25 protein-coding genes, 1 other RNA gene and 1 pseudogene are annotated in these 22884 nt (G+C 68.5%); 13 read left to right on the top strand and 14 right to left on the bottom strand.

Annotation, left to right across the window (positions count from 1 at the left end):
* Window positions 1-56: 56 nt before the first annotated feature.
* The 5 genes from ACWPXE_RS16205 to efp form a co-directional block, all read right to left on the bottom strand.
* Complete coding sequence (locus ACWPXE_RS16205; protein WP_454018642.1) at window positions 57-1376, bottom strand: peptidoglycan -binding protein; 1320 nt, start codon at window positions 1374-1376, stop codon at window positions 57-59.
* 51 nt (window positions 1377-1427) lie between these two features.
* Window positions 1428-2615 (bottom strand): DNA repair protein RecN, encoded by a 1188-nt coding sequence (locus ACWPXE_RS16200; protein ID WP_119510309.1) that lies wholly within the window; start codon window positions 2613-2615, stop codon window positions 1428-1430.
* Window positions 2616-2667: 52 nt separating this feature from the next.
* Entirely contained in the window at window positions 2668-3165 is a 498-nt protein-coding gene (locus ACWPXE_RS16195) for an OmpA family protein (RefSeq protein ID WP_454018641.1), read from the bottom strand.
* A 487-nt stretch (window positions 3166-3652) separates the two neighbouring features.
* Window positions 3653-4507, bottom strand: a complete 855-nt coding sequence (locus ACWPXE_RS16190) for an inositol monophosphatase family protein (RefSeq protein ID WP_059398833.1) — start codon at window positions 4505-4507, stop codon at window positions 3653-3655.
* A gap of 91 nt (window positions 4508-4598) precedes the next feature.
* A complete protein-coding gene (gene efp / locus ACWPXE_RS16185; RefSeq protein WP_014240821.1) occupies window positions 4599-5165 on the bottom strand; it encodes an elongation factor P in 567 nt (188 codons plus the stop codon).
* Between the two features lie 167 nt (window positions 5166-5332).
* Between efp and epmA the strand changes: the two genes are divergently transcribed.
* Window positions 5333-6385 (top strand): EF-P lysine aminoacylase EpmA, encoded by a 1053-nt coding sequence (epmA, locus tag ACWPXE_RS16180; protein ID WP_454018640.1) that lies wholly within the window; start codon window positions 5333-5335, stop codon window positions 6383-6385.
* A 27-nt stretch (window positions 6386-6412) separates the two neighbouring features.
* On the opposite strand, the gene ACWPXE_RS16175 is transcribed toward epmA, so the two are convergent.
* The 7 genes from ACWPXE_RS16175 to ACWPXE_RS16145 all read right to left on the bottom strand — a co-directional run bounded on the left by ACWPXE_RS16175 (window position 6413) and on the right by ACWPXE_RS16145 (window position 12421).
* The gene (locus ACWPXE_RS16175) at window positions 6413-7408 is read right to left on the bottom strand and encodes an MDR family oxidoreductase (protein ID WP_454018639.1); all 996 of its coding nucleotides are present in this window, start codon (window positions 7406-7408) and stop codon (window positions 6413-6415) included.
* A 123-nt stretch (window positions 7409-7531) separates the two neighbouring features.
* Complete coding sequence (locus tag ACWPXE_RS16170) at window positions 7532-8878, bottom strand: OmpP1/FadL family transporter (RefSeq protein ID WP_454018638.1); 1347 nt, start codon at window positions 8876-8878, stop codon at window positions 7532-7534.
* A gap of 179 nt (window positions 8879-9057) precedes the next feature.
* On the bottom strand, window positions 9058-9864 hold the full coding sequence (locus ACWPXE_RS16165; protein WP_454018637.1) for a TSUP family transporter: 807 nt from the start codon (window positions 9862-9864) through the stop codon (window positions 9058-9060).
* Window positions 9865-9883: 19 nt separating this feature from the next.
* Window positions 9884-10522: a thiamine phosphate synthase gene (gene thiE / locus ACWPXE_RS16160; protein ID WP_145699857.1), complete on the bottom strand. Its 639-nt coding sequence runs from the start codon at window positions 10520-10522 to the stop codon at window positions 9884-9886.
* 12 nt (window positions 10523-10534) lie between these two features.
* Window positions 10535-11464: a class I fructose-bisphosphate aldolase gene (locus ACWPXE_RS16155; RefSeq protein WP_306711140.1), complete on the bottom strand. Its 930-nt coding sequence runs from the start codon at window positions 11462-11464 to the stop codon at window positions 10535-10537.
* A gap of 180 nt (window positions 11465-11644) precedes the next feature.
* Complete coding sequence (locus ACWPXE_RS16150; protein WP_454018636.1) at window positions 11645-11890, bottom strand: hypothetical protein; 246 nt, start codon at window positions 11888-11890, stop codon at window positions 11645-11647.
* 87 nt (window positions 11891-11977) lie between these two features.
* Entirely contained in the window at window positions 11978-12421 is a 444-nt protein-coding gene (locus tag ACWPXE_RS16145) for a hypothetical protein (protein WP_454018635.1), read from the bottom strand.
* 118 nt (window positions 12422-12539) lie between these two features.
* Here ACWPXE_RS16145 and ACWPXE_RS16140 point away from each other — a divergent pair, with 118 nt between their 5' ends.
* Window positions 12540-12884 carry a type II toxin-antitoxin system HicB family antitoxin gene (locus ACWPXE_RS16140; protein WP_149163355.1) on the top strand — a complete coding sequence of 115 codons (345 nt, stop codon included), beginning with the start codon at window positions 12540-12542 and terminating at the stop codon, window positions 12882-12884.
* A gap of 103 nt (window positions 12885-12987) precedes the next feature.
* Here ACWPXE_RS16140 and gap read toward each other — a convergent pair whose 3' ends face one another.
* Together gap and tkt are read right to left on the bottom strand one after the other, a co-directional pair.
* A complete protein-coding gene (gene gap / locus ACWPXE_RS16135; protein ID WP_109469277.1) occupies window positions 12988-13995 on the bottom strand; it encodes a type I glyceraldehyde-3-phosphate dehydrogenase in 1008 nt (335 codons plus the stop codon).
* Between the two features lie 94 nt (window positions 13996-14089).
* On the bottom strand, window positions 14090-16102 hold the full coding sequence (gene tkt, locus ACWPXE_RS16130) for a transketolase (RefSeq protein WP_454018634.1): 2013 nt from the start codon (window positions 16100-16102) through the stop codon (window positions 14090-14092).
* A gap of 329 nt (window positions 16103-16431) precedes the next feature.
* On the opposite strand from tkt, the gene ACWPXE_RS16125 reads away from it, so the two are divergent.
* From ACWPXE_RS16125 to ybgC, 11 genes and pseudogenes are all read left to right on the top strand, one after another.
* Entirely contained in the window at window positions 16432-16656 is a 225-nt protein-coding gene (locus ACWPXE_RS16125; RefSeq protein WP_038527192.1) for a hypothetical protein, read from the top strand.
* 3 nt (window positions 16657-16659) lie between these two features.
* Window positions 16660-16974, top strand: a complete 315-nt coding sequence (locus ACWPXE_RS16120) for a cell division protein ZapA (protein ID WP_237903316.1) — start codon at window positions 16660-16662, stop codon at window positions 16972-16974.
* A gap of 13 nt (window positions 16975-16987) precedes the next feature.
* A non-coding RNA gene (ssrS, locus tag ACWPXE_RS16115) (6S RNA) lies at window positions 16988-17147 on the top strand.
* Between the two features lie 39 nt (window positions 17148-17186).
* A complete protein-coding gene (locus ACWPXE_RS16110) occupies window positions 17187-17795 on the top strand; it encodes a 5-formyltetrahydrofolate cyclo-ligase (protein WP_454018633.1) in 609 nt (202 codons plus the stop codon).
* Between the two features lie 12 nt (window positions 17796-17807).
* Window positions 17808-18629: a TIGR00282 family metallophosphoesterase gene (locus ACWPXE_RS16105; RefSeq protein ID WP_454018632.1), complete on the top strand. Its 822-nt coding sequence runs from the start codon at window positions 17808-17810 to the stop codon at window positions 18627-18629.
* A 200-nt stretch (window positions 18630-18829) separates the two neighbouring features.
* Window positions 18830-19582, top strand: coding sequence for a YebC/PmpR family DNA-binding transcriptional regulator (locus ACWPXE_RS16100; RefSeq protein ID WP_014240508.1), 753 nt, complete (start codon window positions 18830-18832; stop codon window positions 19580-19582).
* A gap of 29 nt (window positions 19583-19611) precedes the next feature.
* Window positions 19612-20151 (top strand): annotated as a pseudogene (ruvC, locus tag ACWPXE_RS16095) (crossover junction endodeoxyribonuclease RuvC); the annotation flags it as partial.
* Window positions 20152-20276: 125 nt separating this feature from the next.
* Window positions 20277-20693, top strand: a complete 417-nt coding sequence (locus tag ACWPXE_RS16090; protein WP_454018631.1) for an endonuclease domain-containing protein — start codon at window positions 20277-20279, stop codon at window positions 20691-20693.
* Window positions 20690-21319, top strand: coding sequence for a Holliday junction branch migration protein RuvA (ruvA, locus tag ACWPXE_RS16085; RefSeq protein WP_137138859.1), 630 nt, complete (start codon window positions 20690-20692; stop codon window positions 21317-21319). Before ACWPXE_RS16090 ends, ruvA begins: the two co-directional genes overlap by 4 nt.
* Window positions 21316-22407: a Holliday junction branch migration DNA helicase RuvB gene (gene ruvB / locus ACWPXE_RS16080; RefSeq protein WP_454018630.1), complete on the top strand. Its 1092-nt coding sequence runs from the start codon at window positions 21316-21318 to the stop codon at window positions 22405-22407. Before ruvA ends, ruvB begins: the two co-directional genes overlap by 4 nt.
* Window positions 22400-22879: a tol-pal system-associated acyl-CoA thioesterase gene (gene ybgC, locus ACWPXE_RS16075; protein ID WP_454018629.1), complete on the top strand. Its 480-nt coding sequence runs from the start codon at window positions 22400-22402 to the stop codon at window positions 22877-22879. Before ruvB ends, ybgC begins: the two co-directional genes overlap by 8 nt.
* Window positions 22880-22884: the final 5 nt, after the last annotated feature.

Raw genomic sequence — 22884 nt, 5'->3', positions numbered from 1 at the left:
CATGCGAAGCATGGGAAGGGTGGGGGCAACAGGCAAGCGCGGTGGGGGCAAGCCCTTCACCGCTGATCCAGCTTCACCTCGATCCGCCGGTTCCGCGCCAGCGCCTCGTCGCTGGTGCCGGGGTCAAGCGGCTGATACTCGCCGAAACCGGCGGCGGCCAGACGGTCCGCCGGAATTCCCTGGTCGATCAGGTACTTCACCACCGAGATCGCGCGCGCCGCCGACAGCTCCCAGTTCGAGGCGAACTGGATGCGCACCGGGCGCGCGTCGGTGTGGCCGTCCACGCGCAGCACCCAGTTGATATCCGGCGGGATGGTCCGGCCGATCTCGATCAGCGTGCGCGCCAGTTCCGCCAGCCGCTGCTTGCCGGCCTCCTCCAGAGTCGCGGAGCCGGAGGGGAACAGCAGCTCCGACTGGAAGACGAAGCGGTCGCCGACGATGCGCACGTCCTGCCGATTGCCCAAAGCCTCGCGCACCCGTCCGAAGAACTCGGAGCGGTAGCGGGCGAGGTCCTGCACCTTGGCGGCCAGCGCCTGGTTCAGCCGCGAGCCGAGTTCGGCGATCTGGACCTGCTGCTCCTCCGCCTTCTTCTCCGAGATTTCCAGCACGGCGCCGATGCGGGCGAGTTGCTCGCGCAAGGCGGCCATCTGCCGGTTCAGCAGGTCGACCTGCTCGTTCGCCTTGCCAGTCGCGCCCTGCTCGGCGGACAGGGAAGCCATCAACTCAGTGATTCGGATGTCGCGCTTCTCGATGTCCTTCTGCGCGAGCATCGTCTTCTCGTCGGCGCTGGCGAGCCGCGTTTCCAGCGCCTTGGACCGGTCGCGTTCCCCGCCAAGCTCGGCCAGCAGGGCCTGACGCTGCTCTTCGGTCAGGCGCTGCTGAGCGGCGGCGGCGGCCAGCTCGCCCTCCAGCTTGGTCCGGGCTTCGCGCAATGCCTTCAGATCGGCCTGGAGGCTGGCGGCTTCGGCCAGCTTCAGCTCGATGGTTTCCTTGTCGGCGCGGATCGTGCGCTGCAACTCCTCCGCCGCGCGGGTGGCGTGGTCGAGGTCGCCCTGGAGCGTGGCGATGCGGCCGGTCATGGTGTCCCTCGCCACCACGGAGCCTTGAAGCTCCGCCGAGAGCTGGGCGACGTTGATGCGGAGGTCGGCGTTGGCGTCCCGCTCCAGCGCCAGCAGGTCGTTCAGCTCCGCCACCTTGCGGTTCAGGCTGCCGAGTTGCTCGTCACGCCCGGTCAGGGCGGTCGCCATGTAGAACTGCGCGACGACGAAGATCATCAGCAGGAAGATGACCACCATGACGAGGGACGACAGCGCGTCCACCCATCCGGGCCATGCGCTGGCCTCACGGTGGCCGTTGCGGCGGCTGATGCTGGGCATGGCGGGGTGTCCCTCCGGACGGACAGGGGGTAGGCGTCAGCGCCGTTCCGATCAGCGCTGTTCCGATTCCTCGGCCAGGGCGGCGATGGTGCGGGCCAACAGCTTGATCTCGCTGCGGATCTCCTGCACCGCCTGGACCCGGCCTGTGGACGACTCCTCGACCATGCGGGCGAGGTAGATGTCCATGTTGCGCAGATGCTGGCGCGAGGCGTCGTCGAAGCCGCCGATGGCCGCGTCGGACAGCCGGTCGAGCAGTCCCTTCATCTCAAGCTGGCTCTCGCCCAGCCGCAGGAGAAGCTGCTGTTCGGCGCGCATCTGGTCGGTCAGCGTGCTCAGCCGTTCGGTCAGCGCCATCAGATTGGCGTTGGCCGAGCGGCGGCCTTCCTCGGCGGTGGCGACGGTGCGCTGGAGCGAATCGAGGTTCTCCGCCGTCTGCTCCAGAAGCGCCGTCAAATAGGCCGGCATCGACTGGTCGCCGGTCTCCAGGCTGCCGCCGGCCCCGCTGGAAAGGCGGGTGGCACCGGACAGCCAGTCCTCAACGTCCTGGAAGAAGCGGTTGTGCGCTTGGCTGGCCTGAAGCTCAAGGAAGCCCAGCACCAGTGAGCCCGCCAGACCGAACAGCGAGGAGCTGAAGGCCGTGCCCATGCCGGTCAGCGGCGCTTCCAGCCCGTGTTGGAGGTTGCTGAACATCGCCCCGACGTCGCCGCCCTGCACCGACAGCCCCCCGATGACCGAGCCGACCGACTGCACCGTGTGCAGCAGGCCCCAGAAGGTGCCGAGCAGGCCGAGGAAGATCAGCAGACCGATCAGGTAGCGCGACAGCTCCCGCGACTCGTCCAGCCGCGAGGCGATGCCGTCGAGCAGCGAGCGCATGGACAGCGCCGACAGGGTCAGTCGCCCGCGACGTTCCCGCAGCATGCGCGCCATCGGGGCGAGCAGCACCGGCTCCGGCGCGGCGACGGCGGGGTTGCCGGACTGGAAATGCTCCAGCCATGCCACCTCGGGCCGCAGCATCAGCACTTGGCGGAAGATGAACAGGATGCCGGCGAGCAGCGTGCCGAGGATCAGCCCGTTCAGCGCCGGGTTGTTCATGAAGGCGGCGCGCAGGGCCGGGAACAGCAACGCCGTCACGCTTCCCACGACCACCAGGAAGAGGATCATCCGTGTCAGGAAGCGCTCCGGGCGCGTCATCGGGGAAGGCTCCTCAAGAGGCTGGGACGACGGGGCGATGGCGGCCATGGGCACTCTCGTCCAGGGGAAGGGGTAGGCGGCACGGGTTACAGAGGGCAGCTCACTGGTTCAGAAACTCCACGTCCAGCCGGTCCGGCGCGCCGCCGGCCGCCTCCATGCCCATGGCGCGGATGTCCACGCGGGTGCTGGCGATGCCGGCGGTGCCAAGGCGTTCGCGGACGGCCAGGGCACGGGCCAGCGACAATTGCCGCGCCTCGCGCGCCGTCTCCGGCGTACCGCTGGCGTAGGAGCGGATCTGCAGGCGAAGCTGCGGGTTGGCGTTCAGGCGCTCCGCGATGGCGTCCAGACGCGTCCGGGCCGGTTCGGGCAAAGCGGTGGCGGTGCCGTCGAACAGCACGGTCAACGGCTCCATCCGGGGCAGGGCGGGCGCTGAGGGCGCTTTCGGAGTCGGCGGCGGCAGTGCGGCGGTCTGCGTCCGGTCAGGCGGTGGAGGTGCCGCCGGCCGGTTGGAGGCCGGGACCGGCGGTGCGCCTTCCGGCATGGCCGGCGGGGGCGGCGTGGGACCGATCGCAATCTGCGGCAGATCCGGCGCCGTCATCAGGGTCGGGGCCTTGAAGACGGGCGGGGCCGGCGGGGGCCGCGGCGGGAAGAGATTGGGCCGCGGGGGGGTCGGCAGGGGGTGCGCGGTCTCCCGCGGCCGCCCCCCCGGTGGCGCGGGTGGGGGCCGGGGCGGGGCGGGAGGGCCGGGGTTGCGGCCGGGGCCGGAGCGGAAGCGCTGGTCTGGGGCGGCGCGGTGCCGGGCGAGGAGCAGGCGGTCACGACCAGGGACAGCGCCACGGCCGCGGCGGTGGGGAGGACGCGCGGGGGTAGCGACCGCCCGGCGGGCGCGTTCGGAGAACGGCTCATGCGTCCGACAATCCTCATGGTGACCAGCGCGTTGTTCCCAATGACACGGAAAAGCGTTGGTACCATAGCCCTTCGATCGGCGTAGGGACAACGCCCTTTGGGCCGCGCGGCGTGTTTCCCCACCAAAGCGCGGCCCTTGCTACCCCAACGTCATGAAGGGCTTATGGCTCGGCCGGAGGTCAGCCCTGACCGGCGTCCGCCGCCCCAGCCGCTCCGGCGGGAGCGGAGCGCACCTTGCGATCCGTCGCACCGCGCAGGATCTTGGCGATCGGCAGGTGGAAGTGGGCGTTGGCCGCCAGGATCGTGCCGCCGAACACCGGGTTGCGCCCGCCGCCGATCTCACCGACGAAGCCACCGGCCTCGGTCACCAGAAGCTGGCCGGCCGCAGCGTCCCAGGGGGCGAGCCCGCGCTCCCAATAGCCGTCGTAGCGGCCCGCCGCGACGTAGGCGAGGTCGAGCGAGGCGGCGCCGAAGCGGCGGATGCCCGCGACTTCCTTCATCAGGGCCTCGGCCTCCACCAGGAAGCCGGCATGGTCACCGCGGCCCTTGAAGGGGATGCCGGTGGCGATCACCGCGTCGGCGAGGTTGCGGCGCTCCGACACGCGCAGGCGCTGGTGGTTCAGGAAGGCGCCCTGGCCCTTTTCGGCCCAGAACATCTGGTCGTGCACCGGCTCGTACACGACGCCGGCGACGATCTCGCCGTTCTTCTCCGCGGCGATGGAGATCGCCCAATGCGGGATGCCGTGCAGGAAGTTGGTGGTGCCGTCCAGCGGATCGACGATCCAGCGGGCGGTCGGGTCGCTGCCTTTGCTGGCGCCCGTCTCCTCCATGAGGAAGCCGAAATCCGGGCGGGCCTTCTGCAGCTCTTCGCGCAGCAGCTTTTCCGCCTTCATGTCGGCGGCGGACACGAAGTCCGCCGGGCCCTTGCGCGACACCTGGAGGTGCTCGACCTCGCCGAAGTCGCGGACAAGGCCGCGGGCCGCCTTTTCGGCGGCGCGGACCATCACGTTGATAAGGGCGGAGCGGGTGGCCATGGGCGTGCTTTATCTCGTGCGGAACCGGAAAAAGAATACACCGGCCCCTGCCTTAAGCGAGAGCCGGTGCGCAGAAAATCAGTCAGGACGGTCAGTCCTTGGCGCGCTCGACATACTCGCCGGTCTGGGTGTCGACGACGACGCGGGTGCCCGACTCGATGTGCGGCGGCACCAGGATCGACACGCCGTTCTCCAGCTTCGCCGGCTTGTAGGAGGAGGAGGCCGTCTGACCCTTCACCACCGGGTCGGCCTCGGTGATCTGCAGGGTGACCTTGCCGGGGATCTCGACGCCGAGCGGCGCGCCTTCGAAGGACTGCACGGTGACTTCCATGCCGTCCTGCAGGAACACCTTCTGGTCGCCGATGATCTCGCCGGGGATGGCGGTCTGCTCGTAGCTTTCCTTGTCCATGAAGGTGTAGCTGTCGCCTTCGGCAAACAGGAAGGTCATCTCGTGCTCGTCCAGGCGGGCGCGCTCGACCGTCTCCTGGGTGCGGAAGCGCTCGATCGACTTGTTGCCGGTGCGCACATCCTTCATTTCAAGCTGGATGAAGGCGCCGCCCTTGCCGGGCTGGACGATGGCGGTCTTCGTGATGACCCAGAGCTTACCGTTATGCTCCAGCACATGGCCGGGACGCATCGTGTTGGCGTTGACCTTCATGACATACTCGTGATTTCCAGGAGACAGGCGGCGCGGAACCTAGCAGCTTGCCGGGCTGGTGGCAACGCCGGGTGGGGCTCATTCAGCGTTCTGCGCCTTCTTTGTCCGTTTTCGCCACCGTTCCCACTCTGCTAAGCAGCGTCATCGCTCCGTCAGTGAAGGCTATCATGTCCCCCGTCACGCCCGCTTGGGCTCCCGAGAGCTTCGCCCGCCGCCGCCCCCATCTGGCCGTGCGCGGCCGCGTGCTGGGCGCCGTCCGCCGCTTCTTCGAGGAGAACGCCTTCCTGGAGGTGGACACCCCGGCGCTCCAAGTCTCGCCGGGGATGGAGCCGCATCTCCAGGCCTTCGCGACGGAGCTGGTGGGGCCGCACCCCGACGACCGGCGGCGGCTGCACCTGCACACAAGCCCGGAATTCGCGATGAAGAAGCTGCTGGTGGCCGGGCTGCCGCGCATCTACCAGATCGCCCATGTCTTCCGGAACGGCGAGCGGTCGGCCACCCACGCGCCGGAATTCTCCATGCTCGAATGGTACCGGGCGGGGGAGGGCTACCGGGCGCTGATCCGCGACTGCGAGGATCTGGTGCGGGAGGCCGCCGTCGCCGCCGGGCGGACACGATTCGAGTTCCGCGGCATGACCTGCGATCCCTTCAAGGAGTGGCGGGTGCTGACTGTGCAGGACGCCTTCCGGGAGTATGCGGGGTTCGACCTTCTGGAGACCTTCGACGGCACACACGACCCCGATCCGGCCCCGCTGGCCGCTATGGCGCGGGGCATCGGCATCCCGCCGCACGACGGCGACCGTTGGGAGGACATCGTCTTCCGCATCATGTTCGACCGGATCGAGCCGCATCTGGGCATGGGCGTGCCCTGCGTGCTGACCGACTATCCGGTCTGCATGGCCGCCCTGTCGCGCCCCAAGCCGGAGGACCCGCGGCTGGCCGAGCGGTTCGAGCTGTACGCCTGTGGCCTGGAACTCGCCAACGCCTTCGGCGAACTGACCGACGCCCGCGCCCAGCGTGCCCGCTTCGAGGCCGACATGGACCTGAAGGAACGCATCTACGGCGACCGTTTCCCGGTGGACGAGGACTTCCTCGCCGCGCTGGAGCACGGCATGCCGGAATGCAGCGGCATTGCGCTGGGCTTCGACCGGCTGGTCATGCTGTGCAGCGGGGCGGAGCGTATCGACGAGGTGCTTTGGCTGCCGGTGGCGGGGGGCTGAGGCCGTCCGCCACCGGCTTCGGCGGCCTCAGGCGGTGACGTCGATCACCACGCGGCCGCGGACCTGCCCGGCGAGGATCCGGCCGGCCAGTTCCGGCAGCTTCGACATCGGCTCCACCGTGTACATGGCCTTCAGGTGGTCCTTGTCGAGGTCGCGGGCCAGCCGCGCCCAGGCGCGTTCGCGCCGCGCCGCCGGGGCGGCCACCGAGTCGATGCCGATCAGCGTGACGCTGCGCAGGATGTGCGGCAGGACCGTTCCGGGCAGGTCGGCGCTGCCCGCCAGCCCGCAGGCGGCGATGGCGCCGCCCCAGACGGTCTGCGACAGGGCGTTGACCAGCGTGATGCCGCCCACCGAATCGACGCCGCCGGCCCAGCGTTCCTTCTGGAGCGGCGGACCCTTCTCCTGAAGGGCCGCGCGGTCGATGAAGCCGGTGGCGCCCAGGCCGGACAGATATTCGTGGGTTTCGGGCCGTCCGGTGGAAGCGGTGACCGGATAGCCGGCCTTGGCGAGCAGGGCGACCGCGACGGAACCGACGCCGCCGGCCGCTCCGGTGACCAGAACCTCCTTGCCGCCGGGCTGGATCGTGCCCCAATCCTCCAGCGCGTCGACGCAGAGCGCCGCGGTGTAGCCGGCGGTGCCGATGCCCATCGCCTCCTCCGGGGAGAAGACGTCGGGCAGACGGGTCAGCCATTCCGGCTTCACGCGCTGGAACCGGCTGTAGCCGCCCCATTGGGTTTCCGACAGCCCCCAGCCGTTGACGATGACCTTGTCCCCGGCCTTCCAGTCGGCGGAGCGCGACTCCACGACCGTGCCGGCGAGGTCAATGCCGGCGACCATCGGCAGCTTGCGGGCGATCCGGCCCTTGCCGGAGACGGCGAGGCCGTCCTTGTAGTTCAGGGTGGAGAAGGCGACTTCGACCAGCACGTCATGGTCGGGCAGGTCGGTCAGGCTCAACGGCTTGAAGCCCCCCTTGGGCTTGCCGTCGGCGTCCTCGATGACGAAGGCGGTGAAGGTGTCGGCCATGCGGATTCCTCTCCCGGGACGGGTTCTTGATTGGGGAAAAGCCTAGCACGGACGCGGCGATGGACAAGAGGCGGGGACGGTGAAGCGAACGGGCGGCGCCCGCGCGCTCCACCGGGGTGCGGATCAGAAGGTGATCTTGGTCTGGAGCGCGATCACGTCCACATGGGCCTTGTAGTCGGCGGACAGGTTGCCGCGGAAGGCGTCGCTGCCCGTCAGGTTGTCGCGCAGGTCGATCTTGGCCTTGTTGGCGAAGATGTGGCTGTAGCCGATGTCGGTCCGGATGTTGTCGGTGACTTGGTAGCCGGCGCCGATCGACACCCAGTAGCGGTCCTCGTCCGGAATGCGCGGCGTGCGGTACTGGTCGGTGACCGGGGTCTGGTCATAGGCCACGCCGAAGCGCAGGGTCAGCTTCTCGTTCCACTTGTAGGCGGCGCCCAGCGCGAAGAACCAGGAGTCGTCCCAGTTCTCGTCGGTCACGGTGTCGGTGCGCAACGGGTTGCGGTAGCGGATGCGCAGCTCCTTGAAGCGCGACCAGTTGGTCCATTGCGCGTCGGCCATCACGGCGAAGGAACTGGTCAGCTCGTGATAGGCGCCGAAGGAGATGATATCCGGCGTGGCGACCTTGGCCCGCACCGGCGAATTGGCGAAGCTGGCGCGCAGCGCCGGGACGGCGGGAACGCCTTCGAACTTCGAATCACCGTCCAGTTCGTGGAAGACGGAGGAACGGTAGGAGACGCCGAAGCGGGTGCCCTTGACCGGCTCGTACAGCATGCCGGCGGTGAATCCGAAGCCCCAACTGTCGCCCTTGACCTCGCCCACGCCATCGCGCGAGCCGGGCGCGATGGGGACGCCGGTGGCCGCCAGGATGGAGCCGAAATCCACCGCTTGGCTCAGCCGGGCCTTGGCGTATTGGAGCTGCAGGCCGCCAGCGATGGTCAGGTCCGGCATCAGCCGGTAGGACACGGTCGGGGAGATGTTGATCGTCAGCAGGCTGGAATGGATGCCGTGGTAACGGCCGGTCCAGCTTTCCGGATAGTCGGTGGATAGGCCCCAGGGCGCGGTGATGGCGAGGCCCAGCTTCACGTCCGGCGACACCGTGTAGGCCAGATAGCCCGACGGAATCACCGCGTCCATGCCGATGTCGCCGGGGTCGGAGGTGCCCTGGATGGTGCTGCCGCCCAGCCGCGTGGCGCGGGTGCCGCGGGCGTTGCTGGTCTTCGAGGTCGGGAACACGCCGCTCAGCACGCCGACCGCCTGATTCCCCTCGATGCTGCCCAGCGCTGCCGGGTTGAAGAACAGCGCGGTGGCGTCGCCCATGCCGTTGGCGGTGGCGCCTGCGAAGGAGGTGCCCTGACCGGAGGCGCTCTGTTCCTTCAGCAGATAGCCGGCGGCGCCGGCCGGCAGCGGCGCCGCGATGGCGATGGCCGCGGCGGCGGCGAGCAGGTTCCCCTTCAGTGACCAATTGGACATGCGTTTCTCCCCAATTTCGTTATTTGACGCAATGATACACACATTGACGTTAACGTAAAGTGGACCCGCTGAAAAAATGTTGGACCAACAAACCATGCGTCCGGAGATACGCTTTGGACAGGGAAATGCCCGCCACGGTCGATTCGCCGCGGGCTGGAAATGTGGAAATCAGAAGGTGCTCAGCCCAGCCAGCCGGCGACCATGGCCATGCCCGCGCCGATCACGCTCTGGGCGTCCGTCCAGATCAGCTTCGCCGTGATGGCGATGGAGGCGACGACCAGCATGGGCCGCACGATGGCCGCGCCGTTGCGGATGACCATATGGGCGCCGATCTGCGCGCCGATCATCTGGCCCACCCCCATCAGCAGCCCGGCCAGCCAGGCGATCTGACCGCCAGCCAGGAAGAACAGCAACGCGGCGATGTTGCTGGTGAAGTTCAGCACCTTCGTGTGGGCGGTCGCCTTGCGCAGGTTGAAGCCGAGCAGCGAGACGAAGGCGATGGCGAAGAAGGTGCCGGTGCCAGGCCCGAAGAAGCCGTCGTAGAAGCCGATCCCCGTCCCGGCGAGCAGGGCGAAGCCGCGCTCCCCGATGCGCTGCTGCGCGTCGATCTCTCCGGCTTTCGGGGAGACGAGCAGCCAGATGGCGATGCCGATCAGCAGCACCGGGATGACGTTGCGCAGGAATCCCGGATCGATCATCTGGACAATGATGGCGCCCGCCGCGGAGCCGGCGAAGGTGCAGGCGATCATCACCGCCATGTCGCGCGGCTTGACCTCGCCACCGCGGGTGAACTTCACCGCGGCGGAGAGGGAGCCAAAGCTGGATTGCAGCTTGTTCGTCGCCAGCGCCTGCGCGGGCGACAGACCGGCCCAGAGCAAGGCGGGGAGGGTCAGAAGCCCGCCGCCCCCGGCAATGGCGTCGACGAAGCCCGCGACAAGGCCGACCGCGAACAGCGCGGACAGCGTCTCGATGGAAAGGAGATCCATGATTCGGCGGCGGCCTTCGTTACCCCTCGGCCGCGGCGATGGCGGCGTTGAACGCCTTCACGGCGGCACCCGGCCCATCGGGATGATTCCACACGGCGCCGACCACGGCCAGGAAATCGGCCCCGGCGCTCACCAACGGCCCGCAATTCTCCTGGGTGATGCCGCCGATGGCGACGCAGGGGACCTCCATCAGCTCCGACCACCACCGGAGCAGCTCCGGCTCCGCCTTGAATTCGGCGTCCTTGGTGGTGGTGGGGAAGAAGGCGCCGAAGGCGACGTAATCGGCCCCGGCCTCACCCGCTTCCATGGCAAGATGGCGGCTGTCGTGGCAGGTCACGCCGACGATGGCGTCGTTGCCGACGATCCGCCGCGCCTGGGCGTAGGGCGTGTCCTTCTGCCCGACATGCACGCCGTCGCAGCCGGTCTCGCGGGCCAGTTCGGGATGGTCGTTCAGGATGAAGGCCACCCCGCGCTCCTGGGCGATCGGGCGCAGGGCGTCGCAGGCCCGGCGCACGGCGTCGTCGGAGCAGTCCTTCAAACGCAACTGGACGCAGGCGACATCGCCCGCGTCCAGCGCTTCGGTCAGTTTCGGCGCAAACGCCGCCGGTTCCAGGACCGGCGGCGTCACGAGGTAGAGCCGACAGGCGGTTTCGGTCACCCGAGGCGATCCTTACTCTTTGCCCTGGTAGATCTTCATGATCCGGTCGAGCAGCTTCAAAGCTTCGTCGCGCGGGCGCTGGAAGGCGTTGCGGCCGATGATCGAGCCGTTGCCGCCGCCGTCGCGGATCGCGCGGGCATCCTCGAACACCGCGTCCTCGCCCTTGGTCGCGCCGCCCGAGAAGACCACGATGCGGCGGCCGTTGAAGGCGCACTGCATGATGTGGCGGACGCGGTCGGCCTGGGTGGCGATCGGGATGTTCTTGGACTCGTAGACCTTCCTGGCCTCCGCCTGCTCCAGATGGGCCGACGGCAGCTTCACCTTGATGATGTGGGCGCCGAGCAGGGCGGCCATGTGGGCGGCGTAGCCGATCACGTCGATGGCCAGTTCACCCTCCTTGGAGACGGTGCCGCCGCGCGGGTAGGACCACAGAACGGTGGGCAGGCCGACCGACTTGGCCTCCTTCGACAGCTCGCGGATCTCCTCGTACTGGTCGTACATGGCGTCCGAGCCGGGGTAGATCGTGAAGCCGATGGCCGAGCAGCCGAGGCGCAGCGCGTCCTGCACCGAGGCGGTCACCGCTTGGTCGGCGTTCTCCTTCTGGCGCGACAGGCTGTTGGCGCTGTTCATCTTGAGGATCAGCGGGATCGAGCCGGCGAAGGTCGAGGCGCCGGCCTCCAGCGACCCCAGCGGGGCGGCGTAGGCGTTGCAGCCGGCGTCGATGGCGAGCTGGTAATGGTAATGCGGGTCGTAGCCCGGCTCGTTCGGCGCAAAGCTGCGCGCCGGGCCGTGCTCGAAGCCCTGGTCGACGGGGAGGATCACCAGCTTGCCGGTGCCGCCCAGCTTGCCTTCCATAAGAATGCGGGCAAGGTTGGCCTTGACGCCCGGGGTGTCGCTTTCGTAGTTCGCAAGAATTTCCTTAACACGACGAGTGAGCTTCATCTGGCTCTTCCCCTTGGGGTTTCTGTCGGAAATGCGGCCCTCATAGCCCAGAGCGGGACTCTTTGCAACGTCGGCAGGGGTGTAACGCGGCCTCCCGCGGCGCCAAAAGGGCCTATCCGAGAGGTCGGATTCGGAATTCTCCCAAAGGCGAGGCGAACGTCGCGCAACAGCCTTTTGTTGTCACAGCACGGATTGGACGATGATGTAGAGGCCGTAGCCCGCCCCCACCGCCACGGCCCACGCCCCGGCGGCCAAGCCGGCCCAGACGACGAGGAGCCGGGCGCCGCGGATCTTCTCCACCTGAGGCGCGGGAAAGCGCGCGCCGCGCGGAAGCCCGTCCGGCCTCTCCGGATGGAGCGGGGCGGAGTCCTCGCCCTTCAGCGGTGTGGCGTCCGCCTGGGGCCGCAAAGGCGTGGTCGTGGTCATGGGGGTGGTACCGCATCGTGATGATGAAATCACCATACACCACTTTTGATCGTGCGGATTTGGGGAAAAAGCGGTATCGCCTTGGGACTATTCCGTGACATGGGCATTGTCTTGCCCGCTTAGCCAGTTCCGGCAGGCGCGCCAGGGATCGCGGGCACTGCGCAGGTCGAGCGCTTCGGGAAGCGCCGTCAGCAGGCGGGCGCCGCGCTGCGCGGCAATGTCGCCCAGCCGCTCCGCGACGTCCAGCCGTCCGGTGAACAGGATCGCACCGATCCCGGCGGACAGCGCGCCCAGGGCATCGCCGGGCCGGTCGGCGCAGTCAAGCACCGCGGTCATTGCAGCCGATGGATGCCGGGCAGTGGCGCGGGCGACAACCTCGCGAAACCAGCCGGCCCCGGCGGAGGCCGCCGCACCGGGTGCGCTGACAAGCAGAAGGGGAACGCCGAGGTCCGTCGCAACGGCGCAGGCGGCGTCGGCGTCGTTCAGGCCGTGGATGCGGATGGGGCGGCTGTGCGCGGGCATGGCGGTCATGACGGGAAAATCCGAGTGGGCATTTCCCCATCCCCATGCCGGGAATTGAGGCAGGTCAAACCGCCGGGGCGGAGGCGAGGCTATCCTTCCACCCCACGCATCCCTGGGGTCGCCGCCGATGATGGACTATAAGGGCTACAAGGCCCAGATCGATTTCGACGACGATGCCGGCATCTTCGTCGGCGCCGTCATCAACACGCGCGACGGCATCACCTTCACCGGCCGCTCGGTCGATGAGCTGCGCAGGGCCTTCCGCGAGGCTGTGGACGATTATCTGGCGATGGCTTGCGACATGGCGGGCAACACCGAGCAGCCCTATTCGGGCAAGCTCGCCATCCGCGTCAACCCGATGCTCCACCGCGCCATCGCCACCTGTGCGGAACGCGAAGGCAAGAGCGTTGCAGCCTGGGTCGCCGATCAGCTGGCGCAGGCCACGGGCATCAACGCTGTCAAGGCGGGGTGACCGAATTCCGGCGGGAAACACGCCGGCGAACAGGATGACGGACATGAAAAAAGGGCGCCCCGTTCAGGGCGCCCTTTCTCTTTGGCCGCAAGCCGCGGGTGGCTTACTTGGCGTTGGCCATGGCGACGGCGGTGTCGCTCATGCGGTTGGAGAAGCCCCACTCGTTGTCGTACCAGGTCATGATGCGGACGAAGTTGCCGTCGATGACCTTGGTCTCGTTCAGCGCGAAGATCGAGCTGTGCGGGTCGTGGTTGAAGTCGGTGGACACCAGATCCTCGGTGTAGGCGCCCAGGATGCCCTTGAGCGGGCCGTTGGCGGCCTCGGCGATCGCCTTGGTGATCTCCTCCACCGAGGTGGCGCGCTTGGCGGTGAACTTGAAGTCGACCACCGAGACGTTCGGGGTGGGCACGCGCATGGCGGTGCCGTCCAGCTTGCCCTTGAGCTCCGGCAGCACCTTGCCCACCGCCTTGGCCGCACCGGTCGAGGTCGGGATCATGTTCAGCGCCGCGGCGCGGGCGCGGTGCAGGTCCTTGTGGTTGGTGTCGACGATGCGCTGATCCCCCGTGTAGGAGTGGATCGTCGTCATGAAGCCCTTCTCGATGCCGATCAGGTTGTTCAGCACGAAGGCCACCGGGGCCAGGCAGTTCGTCGTGCACGACGCGTTCGAGACGATGCGGTGATCGGCCTTGAGCTGGTCGTGGTTGACGCCGTAGACCACCGTGATGTCCTCGTCGGTGGCCGGGGCGGAGATCAGCACCTTCTCCGCACCCGCTTCCAGATGCTTGGCGGCGTCGGCGCGCTTGGTGAAGATGCCCGAGCATTCCATGGCGATCTGGATGCCCAGATCCTTCCACGGCAGCTTGGCCGGGTCACGCTCCTGCACGACCTTGATCGAGTGGCCGTTGACGATCAGCTCGCCGTCGCGGGTCTCGATGGTGCCGGGGAAACGGCCATGGACGCTGTCGTACTTCAGCAGGTGGGCGTTGGCCTTGAGGTCGGCCAGGTCGTTGATCGCCACGACCTCCACGTCGTTGCGGCCGCTCTCGTAGATGGCCCGCAGAACCAGACGGCCGATACGGCCAAAACCGTTGATCGCTACCCGAACAGCCATTGTTTTCCTCCAGTCTGGCATTCCCCGACCCCGAACCGAACGGCTTGGGGCGGTCACTCCCGGCCCCGGACCGAAGTCCGGGGCGGCAATTCGATTACAAGCGCGCCTTCGCCGCGGCGACCACAGCCTCGGCGGTGATGCCGAAGTGCTTGTAGAGTTCCTGATAGGGGGCCGACTCGCCGAAGCCGCTCATGCCGACGAAGGCGACGGCCGTGGCGCCCGGATAGCCGAGCCAGCGGTCCCAGCCCTGACGGATGGCGGCCTCGACCGCGACGCGGACGCCGCTTCCGAGCACGGACGCCTTGTAGGCGTCGTCCTGCGCCTCGAACAGTTCGAAGCTCGGGATCGACACCACGGCGGCGCCGATGCCCTCGGCCTGCAACGCCTTGCGGGCCTCGGCGGCCAGCGAGACTTCCGAGCCGGTGGCGAGCAGCGTCACCTTGCGCTCGCCCTCGGCCTCCTGGATCACGTAGCCGCCGCGGGCGGAGCGGTTCTCCGCCGCGTGCTCGGTGCGCAGGGTCGGCACGTTCTGACGGGTCAGCGCAAGGACGGACGGGCCGTTGACCCGCTCCAGCGCGATCTGCCAGCACTCCGCGGTCTCCACGGCGTCGGCCGGGCGCAGGGTCAGCAGGTTCGGAATGGCGCGCAGAGCGGCCAGATGCTCCACCGGCTGGTGGGTCGGGCCGTCCTCGCCGAGGCCGATCGAGTCGTGGGTCATCACGAAGATCGAGCGCTGCTTCATCAGCGCGGCCAGACGGATCGATGGGCGGCAGTAGTCGGCGAACTGCATGAAGGTGCCGCCGTAGGGAATGACGCCGCCGTGCAGCGCCATGCCGTTCATGACGGTGGCCATGCCGTGTTCGCGCACGCCGTAGCGGACGTAGCGGCCGTTGAATTCACCGCGGCCCTTCACGTCGGCGGTGTTCTTCGCCTTGGTGTTGTTCGACGGGGTCAGGTCGGCGGAGCCGCCGATCATTTCCGGCACCGCCGGGACCAGGATGTCGAGCACGTTGCCCGACGCGACGCGGGTCGCCCAGCTCGGCTTGTCCTCCGACACCTTCTTCTTGAAGGCGGCGATCAACTCGTCCAGGCCGGCGGGAACGCCGCGGTCCATGGCCGCCTCGAACGCCTTGCGGGCGGAGGGGTCCATCGCCGCGACGCGCTGCGCCCAGTCGGCGTAGGCGGCGTCGGCGCGGGTGCCGGCGGCGCGCCAGGCGTCCAGCACGTCCTGCGGAACGACGAAGGCCTCGTGCGGCCAGCCGAGATTCTCACGGGTGGCGGCCACCTCGTCGGCGCCCAGCGGCGAGCCGTGGCAGCCGTGGGTGTTGGCCTTGTTCGGGGCGCCCTTGCCGATGATGGTGCGGCAGGCGATCAGCGTCGGCTTGTCGGAGTCCTGCGCGGCCTCGATGGCCTTGGCGACGGCTTCCGGATCGTGGCCGTCGACGGTCGCCGTGTTCCAGCCGTAGGAGCGGAAGCGGGCCGGCGTGTCGTCGGTGAAGCTGAGATCGGTCGAGCCGTCGATGGAGATGTGGTTGTCGTCCCACAGCACGATCAGGCGGTTCAGCCCGAGATGGCCGGCCAGCGAGCAGGCCTCGTGGCTGACGCCCTCCATCAGGTCGCCGTCCGAGGCGATGACGTAGGTGAAATGGTTGATCAGGTCGTCGCCGAAGCGGGCGTTGGTGATGCGCTCCGCCAGGGCGAAGCCGACGGCGGTGGAAACGCCCTGGCCCAGCGGGCCGGTGGTCATCTCGATGCCCAGGGAGGGGTCGACCTCCGGGTGGCCCGGGGTCAGGCTGCCGAGCTGGCGGAAGCGCTTCAGCTCGTCGATGGTCATCCGCTCATAGCCGGTCAGGTAGCCCAGCGAGTAGATCAGCATCGAGCCGTGGCCGGCCGACAGGATGAAGCGGTCGCGGTCGGCCCAGGCCGGCTGCTTCGGGTTGAACTTCAGGAAGCGCGTGAACAGCACCGTGGCCACGTCGGCCATGCCCATAGGCATGCCGGGGTGGCCGGACTTCGCGGCCTCCACCGCGTCCATGGACAGCGCGCGGATGGCGTTCGCCATGGTGGTGATGGGGGCGGGCGGGTTGGCGGCGGAAGCAGCGGACATCGGGCAGGGTTCCTGAAGAATGTTCCCGTGGGCAGGCGGGCAGCGAACGGTGGGGGCCGAACGGGGTCGGGCAACACCGATTGGGCGGGAAACAAGGCTTCCCGCAGGACGCGCGCACCATGCAGAACCCGTGTGCGCAGGTCAACACGGGAATGGGGATGGCGGTTCGGCTTCCGGCGCATTGTGACGGCGCCATTTCCACCGCAAACTGCGGCGTAATTCCGGTTGACGGGGCGGCATGGCCGGCCCAACTGTAGCGCTCGGCATTTTATGCATGTGTGAACATGCCGCCCGCCCGCCGTCCGTCCGTCCGTCAAGGTTCCCCGCCCATGGATTCCCTGAAAGCCGCGCTCGACCGCCTCTCCAAGGCCGTGGATCGTCTGGAGCATGCCGCGTGCGCCCGCGAGGAAAGGGTGGCCAAGCGCGAGCAGGAGCTGAGCGAGTCCCTGCGCGAGGCCCGCATAGAACAGGCGCGTGCCCAGGAGAACGCGGAAACCGTGTCGAAGCGTCTGGAGGCGGCCATCGGCCGTCTCGAAGCGGTTCTGGAGAACTAAGCCATGGCCCAGGTGGAATTCGAGGTGAACGGGCGCGCCTACCGCGTCTTCTGCCAAGACGGCCAGGAGGCCCGCCTGCGTGAGTTGGCCGGCTTCGTCGACGCCAAGCTGAAGCAGGTGACCGGCGGCGGCAAATCCGGGTCGGAGGCGCAGATGCTCGTTCTCACCGCCATCGTCATGGCCGACGAGATGCAGGACGTGATGGCCGGGCGCGGTCTCGCCCCGCTGTCCACGGTCAACGAGGCCGAGGTGGCCGCCGCCGTGGACAATGTCGCTTTGCGCATCGAAGAGGTTGCCGCGCGGCTCGAGCGCGCTTAAGTTAGTGAACGGAAGGTCGCTGCCTGGTTCGTCAGGTCGCAATAATCCCCAGGGCCGATAATCTTAGACTCTCGGGAGCTGTCCCTGTCCGGACCCTGGTCCGGTTATACGGCGCCCACCTGCTCTGCAGGTCATGGAGGATAAGCAATGCCAACGGCCAAGGCGGCACCTTCCGCCTCTCCCCTGAATTTTCCCGACCTTTCCAGGCGACGATGACCGACCCGCGCGCGGCCAAGGACGCCGCCCGAGCCCAGGCCCGCGCCCGGCGCGACTCCCTCAGCGACGACCAGCTGCGCGCTTTCGCCGCGGATGCTCTGCGCGAGCGCTTCCTGGAGGATCTGGTGCGGCCGGGATTCATCCCAGACGGACCGGTCGCCGGCTATTGGCCGCTCGGTTCGGAACTCGACGTGCGGCCTCTGCTGCTCCATCTTAAGACGGGCGGACTTAAGACGGGCGGGCGCTCCATCGCGCTTCCGGTGACCGGCCCGCGCGGGCAGGCGCTGACCTTCCGCGACTGGGACCCGGTGCTGCCGCTGGCCGCCGGCCGCTACGGCATCCAGGAGCCGGGCGCCGACCGGCCCGAGGTGGTTCCGGCGGTGCTTCTGGTGCCGATGCTGGCCTTCGACCGCAGCGGGCACCGGCTGGGCTACGGCGCCGGCTACTACGACCGGACGCTGGACGCCCTGCGCGCGCTCCGTCCCGTCCTGGCGGTCGGTATGGCCTTCGCCGCGCAGGAGATGGACGCGGTGCCCTGCGGGGCGCACGACGAGCGGCTCGATTGGATTCTGACGGAGCGCGAGACGCTCCGCTTTACGCAGTGAAGGTTGGGGACGATGCGGCTTTTGTTTCTCGGTGATGTGGTGGGGCGGTCGGGACGCGACGCGGTGATCGCGCACATGCCGATGCTGCGCGACCGGCTGGACCCCGACCTGACCGTGGTGAACGGCGAGAACGCCGCCGGCGGCTTCGGCATCACCGTCAAGATCGCCGAGGAGTTCTTCGCCGCCGGCGTGGACGTGGTGACGCTGGGCAACCACAGCTGGGACCAGAAGGAGCTGGTCGCGGCGATCGACCAGCAGCCGCGCATCATCCGCCCGCTGAACTACCCGGAAGGCACGCCGGGGCGCGGCTTCGTGCTGTTGCAGGCGCGGGGCGGGCGCAAGGTTCTGGTCATGAATGTGATGCTGCGCCTGTTCATGGACCCGATGGACGACCCCTTCGCCGCGGTGGACCGGGTGCTGCGCGCCCACCGGCTGGGTCCCAACGGCGCCGACGCCATCCTGGTCGACGTCCATGGCGAGGCGACCAGCGAGAAGATGATCATGGGCCATTTCTGCGACGGACGCGCCTCGCTGGTGGTCGGCACGCACAGCCACGTCCCGACGGCGGACCATGTGGTGATGAAGGGCGGTACGGCCTATCTGACCGACGCCGGCATGTGCGGCGACTATGACAGCGCCATCGGCATGAAGAAGGAAGTCGCCATGGCCAAGATCATCCGCAAGCTGCCGACCGAGCGGCTGAGCCCGGCGGAAGGCGAGGCCACCGTCTGCGGCTGCTACGTCGAGACCGAAGACCGCACCGGCCTCGCCACCAGCATCCAGCCCTTGCGGTTGGGCGGCCGGCTGAGCCAGTCCGTTCCGGTGCGGGGCTGAGCGACGCCGCCGGCTTAGGCGTCGCAGGGCGCAAAAGGGGCGCCCCAATACTGCCATATTGACTTTCTATATGGGTAGGTGTCGTCTCCGGCGCCGAAGGCGTGCGGTGGCGCACAAAGGCTGGTACATGTGTCCCACCGCTTACCAAGCTGTTTCACAAGACCTTGTATCTTTGAATCCATCTGGGGCTCGTTCGACGCATGGCCGGTCATAGCCAATTCAAGAACATCATGCACCGCAAAGGCGCGCAGGACGCCAAGCGGTCGAAGATCTTCAACAAGCTCGCCCGCGAGATCACCGTGGCGGCCAAGGGCGGCCTCCCGGACCCGGCAGCCAACCCGCGCCTGCGCGCCGCGATCACCGCGGCCCGCGTGCAGAACATGCCGCGCGACCGCATCGACCGCGCGATCAAGCAGGGCACGCCCGGCGGTGGCGACGACGCGAACTACGACGAGGTGCGGTACGAGGGCTACGGCCCCGGCGGCGTCGCGCTGATCGTCGAGGCGCTGACCGACAACCGCAACCGCACGGCCTCGGAAGTGCGCTCGGCCTTCACCAAGTATGGCGGCTCGCTGGGCGAGACGAACTCGGTCAGCTTCATGTTCAGCCGCGTCGGCGCGATCTACTACCCGGCCGCCGCCGCGGCGGCGGACGCCGTGTTCGAGGTGGCCCTGGAAGCCGGCGCGGAGGACGTGGCGTCCGACGAGAATGGTCACGAGGTCACCACCACGGTGGAGAATTTCGCGATCGTGCGCGACGCGCTGGAGGCCAAGTTCGGCGGTGCGGAGAGCGCGCGCCTGACCTGGAAGCCGCTGAACACCGTCGCTCCGTCCGAGGACGCCGCGGCCAGCCTGATGAAGCTGCTGGACGTGCTGGAGGACAACGACGACGTCCAGACCGTCGAAGGCAACTTCGACATCTCCGACGAGCTGATGCAGAAGCTGACGGCCTGATTTCAGGCCGCGGAGCGGAGGGAACCGGGGTGCTTGGGCAGGCCGGAAGGAGCGGGGCGGCGCAACAGCCGCCCGTACGCCTGTTGGGGCTGGACCCCGGCCTCCGGCACACCGGCTGGGGCGTCATCGACGTGTCCGGCAACCGGCTGACCCATGTGGCGGACGGCGCCGTCCATTCCGACGGCGACCGTCCGCTGGCCGAACGGCTGTGCCAGATCCACGACGCGCTGACCGGAGTGCTGGAGCGCTACCGTCCCGACGAGGCGGCGGTCGAGGAGACCTTCGTCAACAACAACGCGGTTTCCACGCTGAAGCTGGGGCAGGCGCGGGCGGTGGCCCTTCTGGTCCCGGCGCTGGCCGGGCTGTCGGTGGCGGAATACGCCAACAACATGGTGAAGAAGGCCGTGGTGGGGCAGGGCCGGGCCGACAAGACGCAGGTCCAGGCGATGGTGCGCCTGCTGCTTCCCGGCTGCGCCATCACCACGCCGGACGCCGCGGACGCCTTGGCCGTGGCGATCTGCCACGCACATCACCGCGCAAGCTGGCAGATGTGGCGGCGGGGCGGCGGGGTATCCCTCTCCCCTCTGGGGAGAGGGTGGCCCGCAGGGCCGGGTGAGGGGGATGCGCGTGGCGGGGCGTCCGGCACAAGCGCAGCCCCTCACCCCAACCCTCTCCCCAGAGGGGAGAGGGGGTATTGCTGCCGGTTGTGAAGGACAAGCCGGCGCCTTTGCACACCAACCGTGCCGTTCAGATGCGGCGCGATTCCACGGAAGTGGAAAAGATCGTATGGCAACGTTTGCGGAACGCGCAGATGGGGGCCAAATTCCGACGGCAGGAACCCATTGTCGGCTTTATCGTGGATTTCGTCGCGCACGACCATCGGTTGGTGATCGAACTGGATGGTGGGCAGCACGCCGAGCAGGCGCCGTATGACGAGCGCCGGACGCGCATGCTGGAACAGGCCGGTTTCCGCGTGCTGCGCTTCTGGAACAACGACGTGAACGACAATCTGGAAGGCGTTCTCGAAACCATCCGCACGGCGCTTTCCGCGACCACCGTGTTGCGCCGTGATCCCCTCCAGCGTTTGAGGGACAAGGAGAATTCCCCATGATCGCCAAGCTCACCGGTGTCGTGGATTCGGTCGGGACCGACTGGGTGGTGGTGGACGTCAACGGGGTCGGCTACCAAGTCGCCTGCTCCAACCGCACGCTGTCGCGCATGGCGGTGGGGGAGCGGCGGGCGCTGGTCGTCGAGACCTTCATCCGCGACGACCGGATCACCCTCTACGGCTTCGCCGATGCCGGCGAGCGTGACTGGTTCCGGCTGCTGACCACCATCCAGGGCGTCGGCTCGCGCCTCGCCCTGTCGATCCTCGGCGTGCTCGATCCCGACCAGCTCACCCGCGCCATTGCCGCGCAGGACAAGACGGCGCTCACCCGCGCCGACGGCGTGGGGCCGAAGGTGGCCGCGCGCATCGTCAACGAGTTGAAGGACAAGGTGGGCAACCTCACCCTCGGCGCCTCGGCCTCCGCCGCTCCGGCGGCGGGCGGCAAGGCGGCGCCGGCGGCGGGTGGCCCCGACAACATGGTCATGGCGGACGCCGTCTCGGCCCTCGTCAACCTCGGCTACGGGCGGTCGGAGGCGTTCGGCGCCGTCGTGGCCGCCGGGCGCAAGCTGGGTGACGGAGCCGGCGTGTCGGAGCTGATCCGCCATGGCCTTAAGGAACTCAGCCAATGACCGCCGACCAGAACGGCACCGATCCCGACCGGCTGGTGCAGCCGGGGCGGGGCGCCGGCGATTCCGGCGAAGCCTCGATCCGCCCGCTCTCGCTCGCCGAGTTCATCGGCCAGCGGCAGGCGCGCGAGAACCTGTCGATCTTCATCCAGGCCGCCCGCTCGCGCGGCGAGGCCCTGGACCATGTGCTGCTGTTCGGGCCGCCGGGCCTCGGCAAGACGACGCTGGCCCAGATCGTCTCGCGCGAGCTGGGGGTGGGCTTCCGCGCCACCTCCGGCCCGGTCATCGCGCGGGCCGGCGACCTCGCCGCTCTGCTGACCAACCTGCAGCCGCACGACGTCCTCTTCATCGACGAGATTCATCGCCTTAATCCCGCCGTGGAAGAGGTGCTCTATCCCGCCATGGAGGATTTCCAGCTCGACCTCATCATCGGCGAAGGCCCGTCGGCGCGGTCCATCCGGATCGACCTGCCGCCCTTCACGTTGGTCGGCGCCACCACGCGGTCCGGCCTGATCACGCGCCCCCTGCGCGAACGGTTCGGCATTCCCGTGCGGCTGCAGTTCTACGAGCCGGACGAGCTGGAGCTGATCGTCCGCCGCGCCGCGGCCGTGTTCAACATGCTCATCACCCCGGAAGGGGCGCGGGAAATCGCCAACCGGTCGCGCGGGACGCCGCGCGTGTCGGGCCGCCTGCTGCGCCGGGTGCGCGATTTCGCCTCGGTGGCCGGCGTGCCGGAGGTCGACGCCCGCATCGCCGATGCCGCCCTGACCCGGCTGGAGGTCGACCGGCTCGGCCTCGACAGCATGGACCGGCGCTATCTGGGGATCATCGCCAACAACTACGGCGGCGGCCCGGTGGGCGTGGACACGCTGGGCGCCGCGCTCGGCGAGCAGCGCGACGTGCTGGAGGAGGTGGTGGAACCCTACCTGATCCAGCAGGGCTTTCTGCAGCGGACCCCGCGCGGGCGCATGCTGACCGACCAGGGCTTCCGCTATCTGGGCCTGAACCCACCGTCCGCGCCGACCCGCCAGTTCGACCTGCTGGACCGGCTGTCGGAGGCCAACCCGGACCCGGAGGACGGCGATGCCTGACGCGGCCGGGACGGCGAATCTATCAGGCTGGTTTGACGAGAACGCGCAGCACAGGCTGCGCTTGCGGGTCTACTACGAGGACACGGACGCCGGGGGGCTGGTCTATCACGCCAACTACCTGCGCTTCTTCGAGCGGGCGCGCACCGAGATGCTGCGGCTGACCGGATTCACCAACGCCGGCTTGGCCGAAAGCGACGGTGTGTCATTTGCGGTACGACGGGCGGAGATCGATTTTGTCGCTCCCGCAAAGCTCGAGGATACGCTTGAAGTGGTGACGCGAATCACCGATACCGGCGGTGCCTCCTTCGCAGTTGCACAACTTGCCCGTCGCGACGGCCGCGACCTCGCGCGGGCGGTGATTCAGCTGGCGATGATCAATTTGGCCGGTAACCGGGCCGGACGTCCCGCGCGCCTCCCGGCGCCGGTCCGCGAGGCGCTCATCGATTTGTACAAAAGGCAGAAGCGAGACTGACTGCG

Source organism: Azospirillum sp. Marseille-Q6669, from assembly GCF_965111635.1.
The sequence above is the reverse complement of the archived record's forward strand: the minus strand, read 5'-3'. Positions and strand labels throughout refer to the sequence as shown.